Genomic DNA, 22,162 nt, shown 5'->3' with positions numbered 1-22,162 from the left:
AAGGCAAATTGCTACTGGATTGGCATAGCACTCCCTGAATTGGCAGCTTATGAAGAAATTTTTAATCATTGTAACATTGTTCCTTGCAGGATGGCTTGGTTGGAATTTATTGCCCTATAAAAGAATAGAGGTTGTTCATCCTATGCATGGAACTGCTGTTCAGGCTGCTTATGCAACAGGAACGGTTGAGCCCACAGTGATGATGCCAATTTCTACTCACATTTCTGCGCGCCTAATTAAATTAAATGTGGATGAAGGTGGCAGAGTGGTCAAAGGGCAGGTACTGGCACAGTTAGAGGATGCACACCTGCAGCAAACGTTAAATCAATTAAAAGAACGTGAAGAATTAGCTAGAAAGAGATACGAGCGTAACACCAAGCTGGTTAAGCAAGGCATGGTATCCAAGGATGAATATGATCGTACCGAAGCAGAATGGAAAGCAGCTAGTGCCGAGGTGCAGAGTGTTGAAGCACAAATTGGCTATTTGAAATTAGTGGCACCTGCTGATGGACAGATTATCCGTCGAGATGGAGAAATCGGGCAATTAATTCCTGCCAATCAAGCCGTATTCTGGCTATCCTGCTGTGCTCCCTTGCGGATTTCGACAGAGGTAGATGAAGAAGATATTGCTAGTGTACGTTTAGGCCAAAAAGTATTAATTCGTGCGGATGCTTTCCCAAATCAAATTTTTTGGGGCAAAGTTCAAAGTATTACTCCCAAAGGCGATCCCATTGCTCGAAGTTATCGCGTGAGAATAAGTTTGACCCGGGATACGCCATTACTGATTGGCATGACCGCTGAAACGAACATTATTTTTCATGAAAAAAAGAATGCACTCTTATTGCCTGCAACAGCTGTTGTCCAAAATAAAGTTTGGATAGTGCGACAAGGACGACTGATGCAAATTCCTGTCACTATCGGTGCTAAAGGATTAAAGCAAGTAGAAATTTTAAAAGGCGTAAAAGCAGATGATCTAGTTGTTTTATATCCTAATGAAACATTGCAAGAAGGACAGCGCATGCGCCCTGTTCTCGTCGAGCAGGAAAAAGAATGAAGCTCTTTTTGATTATCGCTCTTAAGCATTTACTTGCCCGTAAACGCCAAAGTTTAGTTTCTCTTCTGGGAATTGTTCTGGGTGCGGGATTTTTCTTGACGATTTCTTCTTTGATGCAAGGCTCTGAAAAAGATTTTATCAAAAGGTTAATTGATAATTCACCGCATATCACTATTGTGGACGAGTATCGGCATCCTCGATTGCAACCTGTGGAGCAAATTTATAAGGATGGTGTTATTGAACTTCGCAATGTTAAGCCATTAACTGAAATTCGTGGTATACGTGGTTACGAACAAGTTCTTAACTATTTAGAGCGCTTACCGGGGTTTATTGTGTCGCCGGTATTGGTTGGCCAGGCCTTGGTGAGTTTTGCGGGGAAGGATTTGTCCATCACCTTAAACGGTATGCTTCCAGAAGAAATTAAAAAGGTTTCCACCATCGAAAACTACATGGTTTCAGGCACGATCGATAATTTGATTGTTAATCAAGATGGTATCATTATAGGGAGTGAATTAGCACAAAAGTTATCTCTTACGATGGGTGACAATATTACGGTCACTGCTCCTACGGGTCAGGTGAGAACATTTAAAATCCTTGGGATTTTTCGGACAGGTCGTTCTGATTACGATAATACACAAGCCTTTACTAGCCTTAAGCGCACGCAAGCGCTTCTTAATCGTCCACATCGGGCAAACAATATTGTCATTAAAATCAGCGATCCTTATGAGGCTTATGCATTAGCATCCAAAATCGAGAAGCAAATTGGCTATAAGACCATTTCTTGGCAAGAAAAATCTGAGGATTTATTGAATACCTTGGTGATTCGTAACATCATCATGTATAGCGTCGTAAGTGCTGTACTGATTGTTGCTGCCTTTGGTATTTACAATGTTATCTCTACGGTGGTGATGGAAAAGCATCGTGACATTGCTATTTTGAAGTCCATGGGGTTTCACCGACATGACGTGCAGCTTATTTTTTTGATTCAAGGCTTAATTCTCGGTTTGGTGGGCTGCTTGTTCGGTTTGCCCCTGGGAAGTTTATTAATGTATGCCCTCATGCAAGTTAAATTTAAGCCTCCTGGAAGCTCTGAGCTTATTGGCATGCCATTGGATTGGAGCTATCTACAGTTTTTAATCGCCAGCGCCTTTGCCATGGTTGCGGCCGTCATTGCTGCTTTACTCCCGGCGCGTAAGGCAGCCTCTGTGGAGCCTGTTGATATTCTTCGCGGGAGCATATGATGACCGTTATCATGAGAACCGAGAGTCTCACACGGTATTTGGCAGGTGAAGTACCTGTTACCTTAGTCAGTGATATTAATCTTGAAATCCAACAAGGAGAATTTGTTGTCATAGCGGGTCCCTCCGGATCAGGGAAATCCTCTTTGCTTTATTTATTAGGACTACTAGATAGGCCGAGCAGTGGCAAAATCTGGTTGCAGGGAGAAGACACTTCAGCTTATTCCGAGGATAAATTAGCGGACATTAGACTCTCCCAATTAGGTTTTGTTTTTCAATTCCATTTTTTATTACCCGAATTTACTGCTTTGGAAAATGTCATGCTGCCCATGCAACGCATGGGGAAATTATCTTGGCAATTGATGCAAAGTCGCGCTACCCGTTTATTGATTAAATTAGGTTTAGAAGAGCAATTACACAAACTACCTAAGCAACTTTCTGGGGGGCAAAGTCAACGTGTGGCTATCGCTCGCGCCTTAGCAAATGAACCTTTTCTCATTTTGGCAGATGAGCCCACTGGAAATCTCGATACAGCGTCTAGTGAAAATGTGCAAATCATCTTAAGAGAACTCGCTCACCAACATCAGCGAGCTGTGGTAGTGGTTACACATGACCCCAATTTTGCCATGATGGCCGACAGGATTATTCATATTACAGACGGCAAACTGAAGGAGGTGTAAGGTTATATCAGATTTCTCTCTTATAAAATCAAAGGCTTAATTTCTCCTCCGTACTGGGCAGCACGCTTTATCACTTTCCGGCCATAAAAATAACGCCCAATAACGTTAGTAACGAATTTGTTCACTAATTTTGGTAAAAACGGCATGGGTCGCAGCACATCGATGATCAAAACGGCGCGGTAATCGCTGCTTAAGTTTCTCACCTCATGCGGCCAAGAATCATCAAATAATACCGCTTCTCCTTCACGCCAGGTATAGGGCTGGTTATTAACAATTATTTCGGGTGGATTATCTTTAGGAATATGTATCCCTAAATGATACCTTAAATAGCCGATATATGGGCCTTCATGCAAGGGAATAGATTTCCCAGGTTCTAGAATAGAGAAGAAGGCTTGTGTTAAATGGGGTATATCTTCTAATAAGCCGCAGAGTTTTGGGCATAAGTTTCGTGCCTCTTGTAACTGATAGCCAAGAAGATAGAGCATAAAAACATTCCAATTTTTTGCGGTAGTATTCGATATTGCTTCTTCACCAGGATCGACATCATGATAACGCGGCAACTGCTGCTTACTCATCATCACGTTCTCAAACTCACTCTTTATGTCCAAGAAATGTTGTGTGATAGTGTTTAATGCTGGAAACGTTTGGTCAATGTCAAAAAAAGTTTGACGTTGATCATAGCCCACATATTTCGCATAAAATCGATTCAATTTGCTTTTGAAATAATGATAATCCACCATGGTCTATTCCTAGATCAATAAAATTCTTCTATTTTTTAAACCCAAAACAGTATCCTAATTTGATGATTAATGCTACCTGCTCATAGAGGGGTGAGGTGGGCGTATTTAATTGCTCCGCAATGGATGATTTTAATCCATATGATATACTCGGGTGGCCACGATCCGTGGATATGGATAATATTGGAGATTTAACTATGAAGTTAGCAAAAAAACTCGCCGTTCTATCAATGGTGGTTAGTGGAAGCGTAGTCGCGCAAGATATTGAAATTGTTGGTACAGTCACAAAAACAGCTAAAGTACCAGCTGCAGCAAATGTATCTGGCGCAAGACAGATAAAGAGAATAGCCAATAATGTTATTAAACAAATCAAATTCCTAGATGTTCGATTATCAGACAAAGCTAAACTACATTTTGCTAACAGAGCTAAAAATGCTTTAGCGCATACACAGCAATTTGCCTTGAGGACTGAGGATCGTGGCGAAACGAAATCAGGCAGTCAAGCTAGTCTGGGCATGAATAATGTCCCTGTATTAAATCAAGGTATGCATGGTACCTGTGTAACGTTTGCTAATACGGCAGCGGTTGATGCGGCCTTAAATAAAGGTGACTATATTAGCCAATTGTGCCAATTGGAGTTAGGTAATTACCTTGAAAAAAATAGTTACGGACATAGTGGTTGGGATGGTTCTTGGGGACGCGTGGTTCTCAATCAAATGGACCTCTTTGGTATTGTCAGTAAAGAGATGCAAATGTCGCAAGGCTGTGCAGGGGTGAAGGAATATCCTGTCAATGATTCGGCACCAGATGTGCAAATGAGTCCTGAAGACTTTCATCAGATAAGTGAAAATCTTGATGAGCAAGTCTTGTGGTCGCCAATTTTAGATGTATATCAAGCTACATCTGATCGTGTGGATACGAATAGGATAGTGAATGAAGTAAAAGCTGCACTAAAATCAGGTGACAGACTAACCTTTGGCGTTCTCCTGTTGGATTTCGATTTAGGTTTTATGGGGGCTGTGGGTAGTCACAAGAGCACTTTCGATACCTGGGCGTTGACACCAGAGATTGCAAGAGATGTTTACCTTAGACCAATATTTGGTGGTCATGAGATGGTTATCACTGGTTATGATGACAATGCTGTGGCGATTGACGATCAAGGTCGCAAACATCAAGGTTTGTTTACTCTTCGTAATTCTTGGGGCGACAATGTAGGAGACCATGGTGATTTCTACATGTCCTACGATTATTTCAAATTGTTGGTTATTGAAGTGCAGCGTATTCGCAGTGTCAAGGCTGACCAGGAATGATCTAGATGTTGGGCTGCAATTATTTCGGAGAGACTTCTCCTGGTAATTGCAGTTTATGTTCACTTGGCAACTTGCATCTTGCGTTGCATGCAAAAAAGTCATAATCATCTCATGGCTTGGTGATCTAACCTTTTGGGTTTATGTCTCGTAATACCGGTTCTACTATCTTTTCGCCTGTCGTTGTAGGTCGATTTTCTCCAAACAGTCGTTGTTTAAGTTGAACGCCTGGATATACACCCAAAATGTAACCTATAAACGTAATTAATCCCTTTATAATATCTTTCGGTAAACTACTATGGGGTTCTACTAGAGTGTTTTGATTGTCTCGAATATGGGCATAGAAATTATTTAATTTTTGACCTGGATCAACATCCGCCTCTTGTAGTTTACCGCGTGCCTGCTCTAGTATCGTTCTTTTTTCTTTAGCTACAGGATTATCATAGTTCTCAAGACGATTGATTTGAATGGTACACTCTTCCTCATATTTTTTTATTTTTGCTGCTTTAAAAGAAGAACTTGAAACGCCTTGGAATTCAATGAATTTACTTTCTATGTTATTTAAAATCTCCTGCAGATCTTCTTCTTCAGCTTTAAAATTGCTAATCGTAGCTTTAAAGTCATTTTCAATGCCTTTTTTAGTTTCGTAATCACCAATAATAAATTGAGTGGTTAGATGGATAAGTTCATTAGCTAAACGGTAAGCGGCATCTCCCTGGGGGCCTCTGTTGTTTTGTTCGTACTCTCGTAATTCATTAATTTGACTCAATAAGTTGATAACGGCCACATGTTCTACTTCTGTCAAATTCTTTGTTTCAGGCAAACATTGCAAAATAGTTCGCAATGCTTGCGGTTTAGTAGCAGACAAATATAATGTACTTCCTTCATATGCCACAAACTCTTCTTCTAATGTACTTCCTTCATATGTCCCAAACTCTTCTTCTAATTTATATGTCACAAACTCTTTTTCTTTTAAAACCGCAGGCAGGCGCTTATCTTCTGGTAATAAGCTCAGAATCGTTTGCAGCATTTGTGGATTGTCGATAGCTTCGTGTAGGAGGTCATTGATGCGTTCATCGATTGTTGCGCTATCCATGTTGGGGAACAATATTTTTGCCATGTCTTCCATGGTTTTTGGCTTAAATGCAATTTCAGCAATTTGCCAATAAAGACTGATGTCGTCATCGTGATTTTCACAACTGCTTTTAAAAGCTTCTTCAAATAACTCTAACTGATCTTCTTTTAGTAACGATAGCAATTTTTCAATTTCTGAGCTAAAAGCCTTAATCCATTCAGATTCAAATTCCAACATTTCAGGGATTTCGAGAACTTCCTCATTATCCGTGCCCTCTAATTCCATGATTTCAGATGGGTGATCGCCGGCATCAACTCCACGAAGTTTATCCAGCTTGCTCTGCAATAAACTGATAATTTTTTGCTTTTCTTCAAACGTCATCATTTATTCCTCAATGGATATTTAATATACATCAAGTATATTAGATAAACATTAAGGTTTGCTTAGGTAAGTTGTAATCGCTTTAAATGCGAATTGCCTCAAATTATCTGTTGCCGAAGGATGACGTAAATAAGTCCATAAATTGCTTCGTTGCCTCAATATGGCTGTTGCCGAGCGAGAGGAACAGAAATGGGGCAAGTGAATATGGATTTGTATCTAAAAATACAGCGTATCCGCTATCAACGAGGCAATAGAGCGTTAAAAAAACGCATTCTGGATGAATTTTGCGAGACGCATCATTATCATCGCAAAGCAGCAGCTCGTTTATTAAGACAGTTACCCATTTCTGATAAAAGTCCGAAGAAAGTTGGAAAAAAGAAGACCTATGACCCATCCATATTGCTGGAGCCTTTAAAAAAGATATGGCTTGGCACGGATCAGATGTGTGGTAAACGATTAAAGAGAGCTCTTCCCTTATGGTTACCTCATTATCAAAATCATTATGAGCCTTTAGCGGCGGAGATATCCTCTCAACTGCTAACCATGAGCGCTGCTACAATTGATCGCTTACTCAAGCCTGTTAAAACTCGCTATGGAAAAGGCTTAAGTGGAACAAAGCCTGGAAGTATTCTCAGGAATCAAATTCCAGTCAATACGAATCAGTGGAATACTAACGAAGTGGGTTTTATGGAGGCCGACAGCGTTGCGCATTGTGGAGCATCACTAGCCGGTGATTTTGTTTGGTCTATTACGCTGACGGATATTTTCAGTGGCTGGACAGAAATGCGGGCCACTTGGAATAAAGGAGCTCATGGTGTCTTGGGGGGTATTCAAGACATAGAAAAAAATTTACCTTTTGAAATCAAAGGGTTTGATTGTGATAACGGCTCAGAGTTTCTCAATTGGCATCTCATTCATTATTTTACTGAGCGGGACCCACAAAAAGCGGTTCAATTTACTCGCTCTCGTCCTTATAAAAAAGACGATAATGCACATGTTGAACAAAAGAACTGGACTCATGTGCGTCAACTGTTTGGTTATCATCGTTTTGGTAATCCAAAGCTCGTTGAGCTTATGAATGACTTATATTCTAACGAAGTCTCCTTGTTATTTAATTTTTTCTATCCTTGCATTAAGCTCATTGACAAAGTACGAATTCAATCCCGTGTAATCAAAAAATATGATCAACCCCAAACGCCCTATCAGCGACTGATGACGTCGAATGGTCTTACTCTCGCTCAGAAAACAAAATTACAAGAGACCTTTAATACACTCGACCCGTTTGACTTGCAAAAAAAGATTCAAAAAAAGCTAAAATTAATATTTAGATTAGTGAATATTCAACATGTAAAACAAAGAAAGGCTCTTTAATGAAAGTCTTATTCAATATTGTAAAAAGACAGGAACATAAAGCCTGTGGATATGATGGACGAGTCCTTCGGACCAGCCTGTGCCCTATGGGACGTGTGGACAAAACCATGAATAACAAAAAGACGTTATTCACAGTTATTGCCCACACTCACAGGCTTCTCGCCCACACACCCACCAGGCTCAATAGCAATTATTTTTTAATCGCAACAAAACCTCTCAAAAGCAACACCTATTCTGAGGCAACGACTCAGTATATTTTTTGTCCTTCGGCAACAGGTTCTATTGAGGCAACAGGAATGACGAAAGGTTATCGTTGTATTACGCTCTTTTATTAAGTCGGCGATTAATCAGGAGATTTTTCGTTTTCGCTCTGGATGACAATAAAAGGATAAAATTAAGATCGGTATAAGTAATAAATTCAGCTTCGTAGGTTAGCTAACGAGCGAATTCCATCTTACTGTAAGCTACGCGCTCGGTGATGGATTCTTTTATCTTGGCCGCACGGTCTTCAATTTTCTGATAGCGTTTAAGGCCGCCCTCACGATTAGCAATTTGAATATTCAGACCTGGACGAGCATTGAGTTCTAACATGAGTGGACCATGATCCTTATCAAGGACAATATCAACGCCAATATAACCGAGCCCCGTTAATTCATAACAACTGGCCGCTATTCCCAAAATTTGATCCCAATAAGGAACGGTAATATCCACAATCGGCGCTAAGGTATCAGGATGATAATCAATGGCATCGTTATGGAATACGCCTCCTAACGTTTTTCCATTGGCTAAGTTAATTCCAACACCGATTGCCCCCTGATGTAAATTGGCTTTTCCTCCTGATAGGCGTGTTGGTAAGCGCGCCATAGCCATCGCAGGATAGCCTAATAGGGTGATGATACGAATGTCAGGAATGCCCTCATAACTGACTTCTTTAAAAACGGGGTCAACAACGACCCTATGTTCTACAATGGCGTAATCAGCATGACCTCCCAAACTATAAGCGCCTGTAAGTAGGCAGGAGAGATGGTAACTAAGTTCTTGGCTTGTAAATAATTTGCCATTAATTTGCCGATAGCGTCCAAAAACACGATCAGTAATAACGAGAATGCCATCCCCACCAGCTCCATGGGCGGGTTTGATAACGAAATCTTTATAGGGAGCCAAAATGGTATCGATGTTTTTTACCTGGTGCTCAGTCTCGACGATTTCGTAAAGTTTAGGAACAGCAATTCCTGCTTGAAGGGCTAGTTTTTTGGTTTGTAATTTATCATCCACTAGAGGGTAAAGTTTCCGATGATTGTATTTTAAAACGTAATCACTATTTCGCCGATTAATGCTTAAAACACCATGTTTACGCAAATGGCGATACAACCCCCACATTATATTTGCTCTCCGCCTAAAACCCTAAAACGGAGTAGCTCAGAAAGTCGGTAACCACGATACTGACCAAACCATAGGATTAAGGCAAGTAAAACCAAAAGCAATTCTGGAAAAGCAAAAACCAGATATTGCATCGGTTGATAACTCATTACTGCAAAGGCGATCACTGCGGCAATTAAGCTACCAATGCCTGATTTAATTGCATCTGAAGCTCCTCGCTCGTCCCAGGTAATGCACATCCTTTCTATGGTCATAGTAAGAATAACCATAGGGAACAGGGCAATGGATAAGCCAGATTCCAATCCCAAATTTTGACTCAATACACTGATAAAAATCATCAATAAAATGACCACGGTAAGGATGGCAGCTAATCTTGGTACTAAAAGTAACCGCAATTGGTCTAGATAAAAACGAGCCATTAAGCCAAATGACACAATCGTAACGAAAAGGGTGATTCCCCAAATAACACGCGTTTCACGAAAAGCTAGAGCAATTAAAACGGGCATAAACGTCCCAAAGGTTTTGAGGCCAACAAAATTGCGTAGTAGCAAAATGATGAAAGCACCTATGGGGACAGTGAGCAGAATTTTGTAGGTCTCTTGCACACTAATTGGCAATTGCAGTAAAGAAAATCGCAGTAATTGTGAATCGGCTTGTAGTCCTCTTGCTTTTGCCATAGAAAGGGCATTGATGGGTGTTGGAGAAACAGTTAGGGTAAATACAGGTTTTTTCCCGCCAAACACTGCAAAAACCGGGTCAAAACCATACTGCCATATGAGAAAATCTCTGGGTAAGCCAGCACTTCCTGTTCGAGGATTGATATAAACCCAATCCTTGCCATTATAAACGACCATAAGGGATTTTAATTCTGTCTTGTTTTGTCGTTTCAAGTAAATTCCCTTTACAGGCATGGCGTAAATTTTGGCTTGATTTAATACAATAATGGCTGCTTTTATGATGGTATCATCATTGAATTCACTGCCCACCAAGAGTTTGGCGTTACCATCCTGTTTGTTCAGATCCTTAATTGTGCCTTGAGCAAAGGTTTGTATATCCGCAGAGGATTGGCGAACTTGATTTGTGATTGCTGCCACTGCTGCTTTTTGACTTTCAGTCAAAGGTAAGGCTTTTACCGGAGGGGGCTTGGCAAGAGAAGACTCATTATTATCTGTTTCGCGAAAAACAGCTCGATAATAAAGTGATTGCGCACCACTGCCTCGTCTGAGAGACCATACGGTAACGCGATTGTAACCGCTTAAATTTGTTGTCACTCCATAGTTATGTGAGACAAAGTATTCATCCAAAATGGCAAAATAGGGTGGCATATAAGGAATTGTAAAACTTGCTTTTACTGGCATATTACGTTGCGCAGCAAAGCGCAGATGAGCTTCAACCATCCAACTATTTACTGTTTCAGTATCTGTTAGAGGGACATCAAGTATCAAATGACGGTAGAGGAAGACACCTATGCCAACAAGAAATAAGGTAAGGATTAAACCATAAACATGGCGTTTATTTGAGTTCATTTTTTTCAACTTTTTCAGTTTTAATCAAAAACGCATGTTGTGGATCGACAAGACCATCGAAGGCAATGATTGCATCTCTACCCAAAAGGAGAGGATAGTTAAAGCGTTTGCGATTTGTTAAGTTAACAGGAATCGTGCGTTTCTTTTTACCGATTTGAATGCCGATGAGCACAACGGGACGTCTAATAGGTTCAATGTGATGCAAAGATAGATGCTCTCCAGCGCGGACTTTAATTTTGACTTTACCCACGTATTCGCAAGTAAATTCCACTTCCTCATTTTTGCCAGGTACCTTGAAGCGTAAATAGGCTTTGCCATCTTCCTCAATTTCGTGGATGTCAATAGCACTAAGAGAGGCTGATTTTGCGCCCGTATCCAATTTAGCAGATAAGACCATACCTTTATCAACTAAAGTGGCTTTTTCAACATAGCCATAAATTACTTTTTGATTGGCTGCCATACAACACCCTGAGAGCAAAGATAAAATGACAATAAGGAAACCACGCAAACTCATTAAGACCCTTTAAATCCTTTGAAAAAAGACTTTATGCTAGCAGATTTGTAACCTTAAGCCCAGAGTTGCTCGGAGTCATCTTCCGTAGATGATAAAAAAATCTATCCTGCTCGCGAAGACGTTCGTTTAAGTAAGGGGTCCGATGCGGGGGGTGGAACGTGATACCTCTAATAATCCTGTGATTTGCTGCGCTTCTTTCAGGTGACGGCTGTACTTAGTGTCCATATTTTAATCTTAAAGTCATGTACAAAGTCATTTTTTTTAAATAAAATACATCATTATTTAATCAATTGCGCCAGCTTGCCCCCAAGAAAAATATGCGTCAAAAAAGTTTATTCGAGAAGTTATCGTTGGAAACGAATCATGAAATAGCAGATCATTTAATATCCCCTGATTTACTAAACCTCGTTCTAACTTCAAAGCCCCATGCTGCTTTTTTTAAACCCATACTTGACGTCCGTAAATTATTACTTCATGTCGTGCGTGGAGAATATGATGCGGTTAGGGCGATGCTTGCGAAAGATGTTCATTTACTTGTTAAAAAGGGAAAAATCACCGATTATTCAGGCCGCATTTTTTCTAATATAAGCAGCTTTCAATATGCACTTTGGGCTTTGGATAAACACATGTGGACGATGATGCTTGACTGCTTACCCAAAAATGAAGAAGGTAAAGCAATAAAAGCTCAGTTATTCGCTCAATATAAGCAAGTGAAGCAAAACGGGGTTACTTACAAACTCTATGGCAAAACGATCACAGAAAAGCATTTTGATTTTCAAAATACCATCATTAAAGAACTGCAAATGAATGTGAATTATTTTAATATGCCCTATAACCAGATTAATAATTGGGATGAAATTGATCAGCAATGGATAAAGGGTGTTGGTGGTGCTCAGCGCTTACTACCCATGCACGTCGTTTATGAATACTGCAGCGTGTCATTTTCTCCTGTGCCTGCATTTACTATACAGCCATTCCCAGAAAAACACTTTTATAATCCTGAAACCCAGAAATACGAGAATTGGTTTCATTCGAATTCTAAATTAGGTATTGATTTTGCAATAGATGCAATAATAGATGATGATGTGCATAGTTGGGCATCTTGTGCAAAGGCGAGCGAGGAGGTGACTGGCCCTTCGCGAAGTGCCTGTGACGCCATGTCAGCGTTATATGCAGTAAGAACAATGGATTTTATCAAGCTTGAGTCGCTACTTGAGCCGTGGCCATCACCCAATAACCTGTCCGTGGACTCTCAAAGTCCGGGTGGCATAAGCTGTTAGATGACGATTGCATCAGTCTTTTGCGAGACCTACATTTTCTTACGCTTTGTGATATTATTGTCGATGGGCCATTTTTCTTGGTTTATTTTAATTCAACATGAAAGATTGGTTGTCATTTAGTTCTGGGTTCGATACAATTTGCCCCATCTTAGCCGTTGCCTTTTATTCTAAATGACGAGCACAAGTGATTCTGACGATTCTGAAGTGAAGCATGACGAATCAAGTTCTATCTACCTGATTGCCGGGAGAATGGATGCTCAGAGCCGATTGCTGGCGAAAAGGTTACATGAACTGGGTTATATCTATGCTCTTTATGGGGCACTCGACGGCTTAAGCCTTTCTTATAGCATGATCAAATATGCCTTTGATATGCTAAATAAAGTCGGTTCTTCTTCAGATGCGATGCATGAATGGATGCTTACTCCAGAAGGTATCGTACTCACTGCCTCAAGCTCATTAACGTTGATTGTCTTTGCAATGCTTGCTAATCATTACAAAGATGATGACAAGAATCAATTAAAAGCCTTTATAGCTACTGTTTGGCCTTATTGTCGCGATGTAATGAAAGGTTTAAAAAACGCTTATAAAGGGTTTCGTAGCACCATTCAATTGATGGAGCTTCTAGGCGGCAGTCAGAATCTACACCATCTCATTGTGCCCGTTGGTCTGTTGCTAGGCTGTCTTTCAGCGGTGAATCGGCTCTGGTTCCGTTATTACGTTAATCAGCGAAAAGACATGATGAGGGCAAATGCCGTTCTACTTTCTGAGATCCAGGCTGCTAAGACATTAACTTTAACAGAAATTCAAAAGAAGCATGAAGAGATTCAAGGCCAATCAGAGGCATTGCGGCGAAAAATGTTACTTTCGGCCACCTATGGTGGCATAGTGGATGGTCTTTATCTTTATATTGGTGTTCTAACTTTATGCAGTTTGTCGCCCGCTGTGCTGACAGCAATGACTGTTTTTTGTGCTATTTATTTTCTCGCCTGTATCGCTACACGAGTCTATGAAGAGCACGATTTTCAACGTAGGTTGCTTGTTGCACGGGCAAAAATTGAATTGGCTCTCTGCGGGAAAGAATTACAAGAGTATTTTTTGCAGTTACATGGCCTCTCTCAAGAGATAGCTTTATCAGGAGGAAATGAAGAAAGACGGTTAAAGCAAAAGGAATTGATGAGCAAATTAGCGAGTGTTTATGATAATTTTGAGAAGAAGCGAAATTATCTTCGCGAATTGTCGACTCTTTCTTATTCCTCGGCTTTTCTGGCAGGGCTAAGAAATGGATTGGCTGCCTATGGTGCTTTAGCCAGTGCTTTATTTGCTATCGCTACCGTTCTTGTTTTAAGTTCTGCAAGCTTTCCTCCTGCACTGCTTATTACCTCAAGTACACTTGGTATGGTTCTTTTACTTGGTTTCACTATCCATGCAATGTTGCACGCGCATTGGCATCAATTAAAACAGGAAGAGACAAGCAAGCTTGCTGATAAAAGAATAGATGGTTTGCTTAAAATATTTTCTGATGCAAAAAAGGATGTGAATAGTTTGCAACCTGAGGAAATTAGAACAGCAATTACTGATAGGATGGTGGTTGATCCTTCGCCGCAATTCTTTTTCCAAGAGGCATTTGAAGTTGTTCGCTCTCTTTGCTCAGGCTTGGGCAAGGGCTCAAAAGCAGTTGATTTCGCCCTAAATCCCTTGCAAGAACGTGGTGCAGATGGACATTACCATGATACCCCTGTTATGTTGTGGGTGACCGTAATAAGTGCCTTGGTTCATGCAGTGGTACTTGCGCTAAGGGCTCACGCTCGCGGCTTTGGCAGAGCCCCCCTTGACGCTGTTCGTACGGTCAAGGTTGAGGCAACAGGAGATCAATTAACAACGACCTCGTTGTCAGGGGAATCAGAGCATATGAGTAAGCTCTCTGGTTCCCCGAGTCGCGTTAATGAGACTGCTCTTCGTCCTAGTCCAATAACTCCAAAAGAAACGACATCTATAGTATCTGACCAAGAAAGCAACAAGCAACACCAAAAACGACTCTATAGAAGTGCAATTATTCATTCTATCTTTGGGCAAAGACCAAAGTTATCACATTCACAAAGCGCATTGGATATCAGAGAGTTAGGCAAAGGAAAATCCACACTGACAGGTACCAATTTGTCTAATGCAATAAAACTTCCCTCTCCTCCAACAGATACAAAGCTCACTCCCTCCGTGCCACAGTATTGGTAATTACACCCTAACTTTTTTGATATAGTTCGGGGTTCAAATTAGGATCATTGTACATTTTAAACTGATGATAAACTCTAAACGTGCGTTGTTTGAGAATGACCTCAGTCATTAGTTGTGCTAAGCAGGATATTAGTTGACTTTGTTGTTCAATGATCGTTTGCCATTTACGTTGACATGTTTTGCGGTGGGTATCCTCGACGTCTTCCCGAATCACTTGTAATTTCATGTGGTAGGCTTTTAATGCAAGAATAGAGAGGCGATCGATCATCATTCCAGGAGTCTCAGAGTGAACAGGACAGTCTGTTGGTTTTCCTGGCTCAAGATGGGTGAATAACCATTCATCCATTGCTTCCATACGATTGTTACGTTGCTGATTGCAATGATCAATTTCACGCTTGGCATGATAAACAAATTCAAATCCCATATCCTCACGTCTAGCTCTGTCTTCCGCGTGCCAGAGACGATAATTAAAGGCATGATTTTCTTCGACCAAAGCGAGGAAGTCTTGTTGAATTAGCCGTATTCCCTCTGTTTTCCAGCTAAGAATGCAATCGTGTTGTAATTTGGCAATGTAAGTCGCGTCAATTAACGGAGTCATGATCGATAAGCAAAGAAAAAGAAGATATATTAACACGCATTTGCTCATTTATAATCGATCTTCAGGTTTTTATTGTTTGACTTTTTAGAATATTGAATTACCGTGACTTGACCACGGTAATTCGGCTTTTGATTTGTCAAACTAAACTTGAAGAGCGAGATCATTGCGGTTTTGCTGCGAACCGCATTTTTTTAATCCATATTGTGATTTTATGGGTTATAGTTTGATAAGGAGAGTCAAATCTAACTTCAAAGGGATAATCAACGTGAAGGGAGCAGAGCTTATCGTTCGATGTCTTGAAGCGCAGGGGGTCGAGTACATTTTTGGTCTTCCAGGAGCAAAAGTTGATGGTATTTTCGACGCACTTCTTGATTCTAAAATCAAACTCATTCTTTGTCGGCATGAACAGAATGCTGCCTTTATGGCCGCGGCTTATGGACGACTCACTCAGAAACCAGGAGTGGTATTGGTTACTTCTGGCCCTGGTGTCGCCAATCTTGCCACTGGCTTATTAACTGCCACAACAGAAGGAGATCCTGTGGTAGCCATCGGTGGTAATGTGTCACGTGCCATGCGTTTCAAAATGTCTCATCAGTCAGCAGATAATGCCAAATTGATGGAAGCAGTAACGAAATACAGTGTGGAAGTGATGAGCGTCAGTAATATCTCAGAAATTATCGCTATGGCATTTAAACAAGCGCTTATGCCGCGTGCTGGCGCTTGCTTTATTAGTTTTCCGCAGGATGTCTTGGCTGAGCAAGCTGAAGAAATGATTATTTCACCCCGCAAGGAAGTGGAGGTGGTGCTTGCTTGTGAGACAACGATTCAGAAAGCAGTTGATCTCATTGCCGAGGCAAAACGTCCCGTTTTGTTTTTAGGGGAAGAGGCAAGCCAGCCGCAAAATGCTCAAGCCATTCGGTCTTTACTCACGCAAACTAAAATAGCGACAATAAGTACTTATCAAGGTGCAGGAGTGGTTTCTCGCGAACTCTTCTCCTGTTTTGCAGGCCGTGTTGGTCTTTTTCGCAATCAACCAGGAGACGAGCTGCTCGAAAAGGCAGATGTCGTTCTCACGGTTGGCTACAATCCTGTAGAGTATGATCCGGAGGTGTGGAACCCCAAAGGGGACAAGATTATTCTTCATCTTGATGCGGTATCGCCCGAAATCCATTACACCTATCAACCGCGATTTGAGATTTTAGGGTGTATCGCAGAAAATATCTCATTGCTTAAAAAAGCACTTGCTGAACGGAAGGTTGTAGGGAATCTTCAGCACGCCGAAATCTACCATGAGGCCTTAAATGCCAAAATCGCCCAAGGGAAAACAAAAAAAGGGTTTCCAATTCATCCGCTTCGCTTTATTTATGAGTTGCGGCAGTATATTGATGATGACACGCATATCGCTTGTGACATTGGCACAGTTTATATCTGGATGGCTCGTTATTTCTTGTCATATCAACCACATCAACTTATGTTCAGTAATGGACAGCAAACGTTAGGTGTGGGTTTGCCTTGGGCCATCGCAGCAAAATTGGCTTTTCCTCACAAACAAGTGATTTCGATCTCTGGGGATGGTGGATTCCTATTTTCAGCGCAAGAGCTTGAAACGGCAGTACGGGAAAAACTCCATTTTGTACATTTTGTATGGCGCGATGGTTCTTACAACATGGTTCTTGAGCAGGAAATGATGAAGTATAAAAGAACCAGTGGTGTTTATTTTGGTAAGGTTGATTTAATCCATTATGCTCAGGCCTTTGGCGCCAAGGGTTATGAGTTAAAAAGCCCGGAAGAAATCATTCCTGTTCTTAAAGAGGCGCAAAAAGAATCTTGTCCTGTTTTAATCGATGTGCCGATTGACTACCGTGATAATCCAGAGCTCTTTGCGGTCATGAATCGCGATGTTATTCACTAGGAGAGAAAAAGATGACGGAGATAATAGCCTGGTTGGTTCTGCGGGTTGTATTTGCCGGGTTTTTCTTATATCCCATTTATGGATTTCTGCAAGATTGGCCTTCCGCAAAACAAACAGCCACTTTGATTTATCCTGCTTACCCGGCCATACAGGCGGTGCTGATGATTGTTGCTATGGTCGTTATTAGCATCTCCATATTATTTGGCATCTATGGACATATTGGTGGTTTGATCGCCTTGTTCTATTCATTACTTGGGGTGGCCGCACATTATGCCTGTGTTCATAATCTTGCTGCCTTGAAGATATCTGATGAGGCATCCAGCAAGGATCAAGCGCTTTTCTCAGAAGCAAAGGTACTTGGTGTGGTTGGACATAGCACTTCTGCACAAAAAAACTATGTCATTGCGGCTGTCTCCTTTTTCTTTATGCTTCTAGGTACAGGACCATTCAGCATTACTTCTTAAATAGGAGAACGAAATGAATCGTTATGAGAAAGGTCTGAAAGTTATGCGAGAGCATTTGGGGGCTGCTGCAGAGGAATATATCAAACAAATAGAACAAGTGGCTCCTTTATTTGCCAAGGTGAATGTTGAGTTTCCATTTGGGGATCTGTATGGCCATGAAAGTGCACTGGATCAAAAAACGCGGGAGCTTGCTACGATTGCTGCTCTGACTGTACAAGGATTTGCGATTCCCCAATTGAAGGTGCATGTGCGTGCGGGCTTAAATTGTGGGGCAACACAAGAGGAGATTGTGGAAATCATTACTCAAATGATTGCCTACTGTGGATTTCCTGCAGCTACAAATGCAATTTTGGCGGCTAAGGATGTATTTCTTGAACTGAAGAAGTGAGGGAATCTTAAAACAAGGATTGTTGAATATAGGAGCCAGTTTTTTCTTCTGATAAAAAATGAACACCTAGACCGAGTAAGCGAATGGACTTTTGGCTGTTGCTTTTAAGTTTATGAAAGAGTTCATGAAATTTACTTAATTCAGGTTGTGAGCTCTTCGTCTCAGCGGTGACAAGTTGGAAGTCATGAAATTTGAGCTTAACATATTGATTTTTGATTAATAGATTAGGTGCTGAGCTTTGGAGCCGTTGTACAAGCCTTTCATAGAGCGTATTGATGATTGGTGTTGCCTGCGCTATATCACTAATGTTCTTAGACAATGTTGTCTCAACACTTAAAGATTTGCGCTCCCGATTGGGTTCTACAGGTCGATTATCAATTCCCAGCGATTGGTAATAGAGATGCTCGCCTAATTTACCAAAATGATTTATTAATTCTTGTAAGGCCATTTTTTGAATGTCGGCTCCGGTATGCAACTGCAATTGGTGCAGTTTTTTGGCAGTAACTTTCCCTACCCCATGCAATTTAGTCACCGGCAATTGGCTGATGAAAGCAAGGGCTTGTTCGGGGCGTATCACAAATAAGCCATTTGGTTTTTTCCAGCCGGAGGCGATCTTCGCCAAAAATTTATTGGGGGCTACACCTGCCGAAGCAGTTAACCGTTCAGTCTGCCAAATCTTATTACGAATGGCCTCCGCTATCCAGGTAGCACTGCCTCGATGCATCGTGCAATCGGTGACGTCTAGAAAGGCTTCATCTAGAGATAATGGCTCAACCAATTCAGTAAATTCCTTGAAAATGGCATGAATAGCTTGCGAACTTTGACGGTATTTGGGCATATCGACTGGAAGTACAATAAGATTGGGGCAATGACGGTGAGCAAGTGCTGTTGGCATGGCAGAATGAACCCCATATTCCCTTGCAATATAGTTGCAAGTACAAAGCACGCCTCGCTTGCCACCTACGGCAACGGGTTTATCCGCCAAGGATGGATTATCGCGAATCTCAATCGCCGCATAAAAACAATCCATATCGATATGAATAATTTTTCGGGTTTGAGTCTTGGGTGGAAGTGGTTTCATATTAGTCAATGTAATTTTAATAAAATCAAATGGTTACATTCGATCTTCAAGTTTTTATTGTTTGACTTTTAGAGCATCGAATTACCGTGGCTTGACCACGGTATCCATGGTTTCTTGAAGATCGCTGGATACCATGGTCAAGCCACGGTAATTCGGTTTTTTATTTGTCAAATTAAAAACTTGAGGATCGAGTTATAATGTTTGCTTGGCAATTTCCTTGCATTTATTCATGGCATCAATTTGGCATTGTTCTTGACAATTTGTAGGTGCTCCTTGAATACATGCTGCTTCAATGCAATCCGCTATGCTCTCTTTAATACACTCTCTCATGTTGAATTCTTCAGGACCATTGGCAACATCGTCAGCATAAACAATCAGGGGAAGAAAAATAAAAAACAGCAATGCTCTTAATTTATTCCGTCGAATTTTGACCATAAACTGTCCTCGAATACACCGAGAAAAATGACCATGGATTTTGTAAAGTATAGATAAAATTTATGCTGGGTATGCATGCCAACTTAAACTGACGTAAGGACCACGAAAACCAAAACTGGTTGTTTCAAGTCCTGCAATCTTCTGCCTAACCCCTATGTCGCCTCTGATCATATCCATCGCATTAATATATTCGCTTACCTGATAGCCCGCCTCGAGTGTTAATGTAGATAGATTAGTGAAGATGTAGTGGTAATTGATACCCAGTTTACCAGTTAAGTTATTAACAATACGATCTCTCTTTGGTGATGTGAAACTAAAATCAGTGCCAAGAACTGTCACATGAGAATGAGCGTTTATTTGGCCCACAATAAGTGCGTAATCGAAATAACCAACCAAACCAAACCCTTTGCTAAGACCATATCGTCCCTCCAAGCTAAACAAAGGACCAACCCCATCATATTCACTGATAACATTTCCAGAGGTAATAAAGGTCTGATGATGATCTAAGCTGATGTAGCGTGCTCCAAGTGAGGGTCGGATATTAAAATTACCAGCAGTATCTCGGTATAAGCGGCCTACTTTTAAGTCTACTTGGTTAAGTTCATAGTGAAGTTGCGTATCACTAACCAAGATCGCGCCAGGGGTGAGTGGAATCAAAATATTTGGAAAAAAGATACTACTAAAAGAAATTGGTGCATCCTCAGTGTCATTCACTACATGGGTATTGTTATCTAAACGAAGATAGCTCATTTCGATATGATTAGCCGTCATGGGGAAATCATAACCAAGTGTTACACTTCCTTCCCATTCATGCTCCGGGTCAAAAGGTTTACTAACAGAACGCACATTGCCCCCCGGGAGAGCATATTGCCAACTATCGGTTGCTAAGCCTATGCCTGTTTCACTAGGACGCACATATAATGCCGCACCACTAATATAGAACCCTCCAGGGTTATCAAAGGCGCAAAGAGAAGAGGTACAAATCGATTCTTCTCCCGTGGTGCCGGCTGACGCGACACTCGCAATACAAAGGCTAGTGAACATCGCTGAAAGACATTTTTTCATTATCACTCCATGATAGTAAGGCAGATTTTAAGGCCTTAGAAAGTAAAGAATTTTGGAGTGCTTAGCAAGGGAATTTTAATGCGTTAACAATTCTTCTGGGTAGGTTTTATTGCTCATCATTTGTTTCATTTTTAAAAATGACAATAGCGTAAAATAACGTTTATAAATTTTTAAATAAGTACCATCTGCTTCCATGTCCATGAGCGCTTTGTTAATTTGATCAATCAGTGCTTGTGATTTTTTATTGGCCATGATGCCATAACCTACGCCAACAGGGATCTTATCCCCGACCAGTTTAAAGTCTGGAGTAGCAGTAGCTGCCCAATACTTGGCTGCTCCCGCATCCATGATTAAGATATCAACTTCATTATTGGTTAACCCTTTGAAAGCCTCATCAATGCTGGGGTACTCAATAATTTGTGCCTCATTACTAAATTGTTCTAGTACAACCATTTTAAAAAGGGTTCCTTTCTCTATACCAACTTTTTTGTTGCGAATGTCTTCAATGCTATTGAGCTCAGAACCACTATTGGTGAGAAATTGAGCGTTGCTCGTGAGATAGGGGAGGCTAAACAAAAAATCGTCTTGCCTTGATTCGGTAATGCTAATCGCAGCCATCGCTAAATCGATCTTCCCTTCCAGGAGTTCGCTAAATAGCTCTGGAACTTTTAAGGGTTTAAATTTGCACGTTATTTTAATACGAGTACAAATTTCATTCATCAACTCAATATCAAAGCCAAAAAAATCTTCTTTACTATCAGCAGCCATTGCAAAAGGAGGAGCATAAGGGAGCGTTCCTATCAGGATAGACTTTGCATGTAATGCTGGAAAAAAAAGTACAGCCATGAATAAAATAATCCATCTCATAGTTAAATCCTTTACTCTTTATATTAAAGAGTACTTTACTGAGTAGGCTTTGCCAAGTTAGAGCCTATGCGGATTTTTAAGTGATCGGAGGTGATGATGAAATTTGGTTTTTTTATTGTGCTCATGTTAGGCGCAGCTATAGTGAACGCTGACACTCCCGCACCTGCTTCCTGTAAACCGGTCGCGGTAAAAGAAGAGTCTGTTATGTTATCCGCCAAAAAACCGCTTTTAATTTTAATTCATAACTTATCAAAAAGTGATCTATGGATTACTCATCCCGTCTCAGAACCAAGTGCAAGTGCTGGATGGAGTAGTCGTCTGCAGGCAGGTCATTGGTCGGCATTGGCATTAGACAAAGAATCATTTGAAATCAGTTGCATTGAATCAAAGCCTGGTCATGAGCAGCAAGTGCCTTGTGCCGGAGTTATTTCTGTATGCCGCTGGTCTGTGACGATGCCTGCGCAAACGTCTGGAACTTTTTGGGCCGGTGAGGATATGAGTCTGCAAGCGTTGACAGAATATTTAGGTGGACGTGGATTTGAATTACCCGACTCATCGCAATAAGTGGTAGACTGACAAT

22 protein-coding genes are annotated in these 22,162 nt (G+C 41.0%); 12 read left to right on the top strand and 10 right to left on the bottom strand.

Going from position 1 to position 22,162, the window contains the following annotated elements; all coding sequences use genetic code 11:
- The first annotated feature begins 49 nt into the window (after positions 1-49).
- Genes CKV79_RS13140 through CKV79_RS13130 form a run of 3 tightly spaced genes read left to right on the top strand, consistent with a single transcriptional unit; the run spans position 50 to position 2,972 of the window.
- Positions 50-1,054 carry an efflux RND transporter periplasmic adaptor subunit gene (locus CKV79_RS13140; RefSeq protein WP_028372401.1) on the top strand — a complete coding sequence of 335 codons (1,005 nt, stop codon included), beginning with the start codon at positions 50-52 and terminating at the stop codon, positions 1,052-1,054.
- Complete coding sequence (locus tag CKV79_RS13135) at positions 1,051-2,295, top strand: ABC transporter permease (protein ID WP_028372400.1); 1,245 nt, start codon at positions 1,051-1,053, stop codon at positions 2,293-2,295. The genes CKV79_RS13140 and CKV79_RS13135 overlap by 4 nt, the downstream gene beginning before the upstream one ends.
- A complete protein-coding gene (locus tag CKV79_RS13130) occupies positions 2,292-2,972 on the top strand; it encodes an ABC transporter ATP-binding protein (protein WP_028372399.1) in 681 nt (226 codons plus the stop codon). Before CKV79_RS13135 ends, CKV79_RS13130 begins: the two co-directional genes overlap by 4 nt.
- A 20-nt stretch (positions 2,973-2,992) precedes the next feature.
- Here the strand turns inward: CKV79_RS13130 and CKV79_RS13125 are convergent, their stop codons facing one another.
- Positions 2,993-3,712, bottom strand: a complete 720-nt coding sequence (locus tag CKV79_RS13125; RefSeq protein ID WP_028372398.1) for an aspartyl/asparaginyl beta-hydroxylase domain-containing protein — start codon at positions 3,710-3,712, stop codon at positions 2,993-2,995.
- A gap of 194 nt (positions 3,713-3,906) precedes the next feature.
- Between CKV79_RS13125 and CKV79_RS13120 the strand changes: the two genes are divergently transcribed.
- Entirely contained in the window at positions 3,907-5,019 is a 1,113-nt protein-coding gene (locus tag CKV79_RS13120) for a C1 family peptidase (RefSeq protein WP_028372397.1), read from the top strand.
- Between the two features lie 124 nt (positions 5,020-5,143).
- On the opposite strand, the gene CKV79_RS13115 is transcribed toward CKV79_RS13120, so the two are convergent.
- On the bottom strand, positions 5,144-6,475 hold the full coding sequence (locus tag CKV79_RS13115; protein WP_028372396.1) for a hypothetical protein: 1,332 nt from the start codon (positions 6,473-6,475) through the stop codon (positions 5,144-5,146).
- 186 nt (positions 6,476-6,661) lie between these two features.
- Between CKV79_RS13115 and CKV79_RS13110 the strand changes: the two genes are divergently transcribed.
- Together CKV79_RS13110 and CKV79_RS13105 are read left to right on the top strand one after the other, a co-directional pair.
- Entirely contained in the window at positions 6,662-7,843 is a 1,182-nt protein-coding gene (locus CKV79_RS13110; protein WP_095141685.1) for an integrase, read from the top strand.
- Positions 7,843-8,178: a hypothetical protein gene (locus CKV79_RS13105; protein WP_035915193.1), complete on the top strand. Its 336-nt coding sequence runs from the start codon at positions 7,843-7,845 to the stop codon at positions 8,176-8,178. The genes CKV79_RS13110 and CKV79_RS13105 overlap by 1 nt, the downstream gene beginning before the upstream one ends.
- A gap of 100 nt (positions 8,179-8,278) precedes the next feature.
- Here the strand turns inward: CKV79_RS13105 and CKV79_RS13100 are convergent, their stop codons facing one another.
- The 3 genes from CKV79_RS13100 to CKV79_RS13090 are packed head-to-tail and all read right to left on the bottom strand — an operon-like array spanning position 8,279 to position 11,263.
- Positions 8,279-9,223, bottom strand: a complete 945-nt coding sequence (locus CKV79_RS13100) for an alpha-L-glutamate ligase-like protein (RefSeq protein ID WP_028372845.1) — start codon at positions 9,221-9,223, stop codon at positions 8,279-8,281.
- Positions 9,223-10,749, bottom strand: coding sequence for an inactive transglutaminase family protein (locus CKV79_RS13095; RefSeq protein ID WP_028372844.1), 1,527 nt, complete (start codon positions 10,747-10,749; stop codon positions 9,223-9,225). The genes CKV79_RS13100 and CKV79_RS13095 overlap by 1 nt, the downstream gene beginning before the upstream one ends.
- A complete protein-coding gene (locus CKV79_RS13090; RefSeq protein WP_028372843.1) occupies positions 10,736-11,263 on the bottom strand; it encodes an ATP-dependent zinc protease family protein in 528 nt (175 codons plus the stop codon). Before CKV79_RS13090 ends, CKV79_RS13095 begins: the two co-directional genes overlap by 14 nt.
- 317 nt (positions 11,264-11,580) lie before the next feature.
- Between CKV79_RS13090 and CKV79_RS13085 the strand changes: the two genes are divergently transcribed.
- Positions 11,581-12,543, top strand: a complete 963-nt coding sequence (locus tag CKV79_RS13085; protein WP_028372842.1) for a hypothetical protein — start codon at positions 11,581-11,583, stop codon at positions 12,541-12,543.
- 171 nt (positions 12,544-12,714) lie between these two features.
- Positions 12,715-14,772: a hypothetical protein gene (locus tag CKV79_RS13080; protein ID WP_131796084.1), complete on the top strand. Its 2,058-nt coding sequence runs from the start codon at positions 12,715-12,717 to the stop codon at positions 14,770-14,772.
- Positions 14,773-14,779: 7 nt separating this feature from the next.
- Here CKV79_RS13080 and CKV79_RS13075 read toward each other — a convergent pair whose 3' ends face one another.
- Complete coding sequence (locus tag CKV79_RS13075; protein ID WP_035915218.1) at positions 14,780-15,370, bottom strand: DUF4254 domain-containing protein; 591 nt, start codon at positions 15,368-15,370, stop codon at positions 14,780-14,782.
- A 265-nt stretch (positions 15,371-15,635) separates the two neighbouring features.
- Between CKV79_RS13075 and alsS the strand changes: the two genes are divergently transcribed.
- The 3 genes from alsS to CKV79_RS13060 are packed head-to-tail and all read left to right on the top strand — an operon-like array spanning position 15,636 to position 18,134.
- Positions 15,636-17,282 (top strand): acetolactate synthase AlsS, encoded by a 1,647-nt coding sequence (alsS, locus tag CKV79_RS13070; protein WP_211248357.1) that lies wholly within the window; start codon positions 15,636-15,638, stop codon positions 17,280-17,282.
- 11 nt (positions 17,283-17,293) lie between these two features.
- A complete protein-coding gene (locus tag CKV79_RS13065) occupies positions 17,294-17,746 on the top strand; it encodes a hypothetical protein (protein ID WP_028372839.1) in 453 nt (150 codons plus the stop codon).
- A 13-nt stretch (positions 17,747-17,759) separates the two neighbouring features.
- Positions 17,760-18,134, top strand: a complete 375-nt coding sequence (locus CKV79_RS13060; protein WP_028372838.1) for a carboxymuconolactone decarboxylase family protein — start codon at positions 17,760-17,762, stop codon at positions 18,132-18,134.
- A gap of 7 nt (positions 18,135-18,141) precedes the next feature.
- Here the strand turns inward: CKV79_RS13060 and dinB are convergent, their stop codons facing one another.
- From dinB to CKV79_RS13040, 4 genes are all read right to left on the bottom strand, one after another.
- A complete protein-coding gene (gene dinB, locus CKV79_RS13055; protein ID WP_028372837.1) occupies positions 18,142-19,215 on the bottom strand; it encodes a DNA polymerase IV in 1,074 nt (357 codons plus the stop codon).
- Between the two features lie 192 nt (positions 19,216-19,407).
- Positions 19,408-19,650: a hypothetical protein gene (locus tag CKV79_RS13050; protein ID WP_028372836.1), complete on the bottom strand. Its 243-nt coding sequence runs from the start codon at positions 19,648-19,650 to the stop codon at positions 19,408-19,410.
- A 60-nt stretch (positions 19,651-19,710) separates the two neighbouring features.
- Complete coding sequence (locus CKV79_RS13045; RefSeq protein ID WP_035915190.1) at positions 19,711-20,715, bottom strand: Lpg1974 family pore-forming outer membrane protein; 1,005 nt, start codon at positions 20,713-20,715, stop codon at positions 19,711-19,713.
- Positions 20,716-20,790: 75 nt separating this feature from the next.
- Positions 20,791-21,582, bottom strand: coding sequence for a transporter substrate-binding domain-containing protein (locus CKV79_RS13040; protein ID WP_051546114.1), 792 nt, complete (start codon positions 21,580-21,582; stop codon positions 20,791-20,793).
- A 96-nt stretch (positions 21,583-21,678) separates the two neighbouring features.
- On the opposite strand from CKV79_RS13040, the gene CKV79_RS13035 reads away from it, so the two are divergent.
- Complete coding sequence (locus CKV79_RS13035; RefSeq protein WP_028372834.1) at positions 21,679-22,146, top strand: hypothetical protein; 468 nt, start codon at positions 21,679-21,681, stop codon at positions 22,144-22,146.
- Positions 22,147-22,162: the final 16 nt, after the last annotated feature.

This window comes from Legionella lansingensis, assembly GCF_900187355.1.
Classification (GTDB): Bacteria; Pseudomonadota; Gammaproteobacteria; order Legionellales; family Legionellaceae; genus Tatlockia; species Tatlockia lansingensis.
The sequence above is the reverse complement of the archived record's forward strand: the minus strand, read 5'-3'. Positions and strand labels throughout refer to the sequence as shown.

Excerpts from the sequence above, each read along its gene's own strand:
- CKV79_RS13120 (WP_028372397.1), top strand. The coding sequence starts at position 3,907 with ATGAAGTTAGCAAAAAAACTCGCCGTTCTATCAATGGTGGTTAGTGGA.
- CKV79_RS13050 (WP_028372836.1), bottom strand. The coding sequence starts at position 19,650 with ATGGTCAAAATTCGACGGAATAAATTAAGAGCATTGCTGTTTTTTATT.
- CKV79_RS13140 (WP_028372401.1), top strand. The coding sequence starts at position 50 with ATGAAGAAATTTTTAATCATTGTAACATTGTTCCTTGCAGGATGGCTT.
- CKV79_RS13105 (WP_035915193.1), top strand. The coding sequence starts at position 7,843 with ATGAAAGTCTTATTCAATATTGTAAAAAGACAGGAACATAAAGCCTGT.
- CKV79_RS13110 (WP_095141685.1), top strand. The coding sequence starts at position 6,662 with ATGGGGCAAGTGAATATGGATTTGTATCTAAAAATACAGCGTATCCGC.
- CKV79_RS13090 (WP_028372843.1), bottom strand. The coding sequence starts at position 11,263 with ATGAGTTTGCGTGGTTTCCTTATTGTCATTTTATCTTTGCTCTCAGGG.
- CKV79_RS13085 (WP_028372842.1), top strand. The coding sequence starts at position 11,581 with ATGCGTCAAAAAAGTTTATTCGAGAAGTTATCGTTGGAAACGAATCAT.
- CKV79_RS13060 (WP_028372838.1), top strand. The coding sequence starts at position 17,760 with ATGAATCGTTATGAGAAAGGTCTGAAAGTTATGCGAGAGCATTTGGGG.
- dinB (WP_028372837.1), bottom strand. The coding sequence starts at position 19,215 with ATGAAACCACTTCCACCCAAGACTCAAACCCGAAAAATTATTCATATC.
- CKV79_RS13075 (WP_035915218.1), bottom strand. The coding sequence starts at position 15,370 with ATGACTCCGTTAATTGACGCGACTTACATTGCCAAATTACAACACGAT.
- CKV79_RS13115 (WP_028372396.1), bottom strand. The coding sequence starts at position 6,475 with ATGATGACGTTTGAAGAAAAGCAAAAAATTATCAGTTTATTGCAGAGC.
- CKV79_RS13125 (WP_028372398.1), bottom strand. The coding sequence starts at position 3,712 with ATGGTGGATTATCATTATTTCAAAAGCAAATTGAATCGATTTTATGCG.
- CKV79_RS13135 (WP_028372400.1), top strand. The coding sequence starts at position 1,051 with ATGAAGCTCTTTTTGATTATCGCTCTTAAGCATTTACTTGCCCGTAAA.
- CKV79_RS13130 (WP_028372399.1), top strand. The coding sequence starts at position 2,292 with ATGATGACCGTTATCATGAGAACCGAGAGTCTCACACGGTATTTGGCA.
- CKV79_RS13100 (WP_028372845.1), bottom strand. The coding sequence starts at position 9,223 with ATGTGGGGGTTGTATCGCCATTTGCGTAAACATGGTGTTTTAAGCATT.
- CKV79_RS13095 (WP_028372844.1), bottom strand. The coding sequence starts at position 10,749 with ATGAACTCAAATAAACGCCATGTTTATGGTTTAATCCTTACCTTATTT.
- CKV79_RS13065 (WP_028372839.1), top strand. The coding sequence starts at position 17,294 with ATGACGGAGATAATAGCCTGGTTGGTTCTGCGGGTTGTATTTGCCGGG.
- CKV79_RS13045 (WP_035915190.1), bottom strand. The coding sequence starts at position 20,715 with ATGAAAAAATGTCTTTCAGCGATGTTCACTAGCCTTTGTATTGCGAGT.
- CKV79_RS13035 (WP_028372834.1), top strand. The coding sequence starts at position 21,679 with ATGAAATTTGGTTTTTTTATTGTGCTCATGTTAGGCGCAGCTATAGTG.
- CKV79_RS13080 (WP_131796084.1), top strand. The coding sequence starts at position 12,715 with ATGACGAGCACAAGTGATTCTGACGATTCTGAAGTGAAGCATGACGAA.
- CKV79_RS13040 (WP_051546114.1), bottom strand. The coding sequence starts at position 21,582 with ATGAGATGGATTATTTTATTCATGGCTGTACTTTTTTTTCCAGCATTA.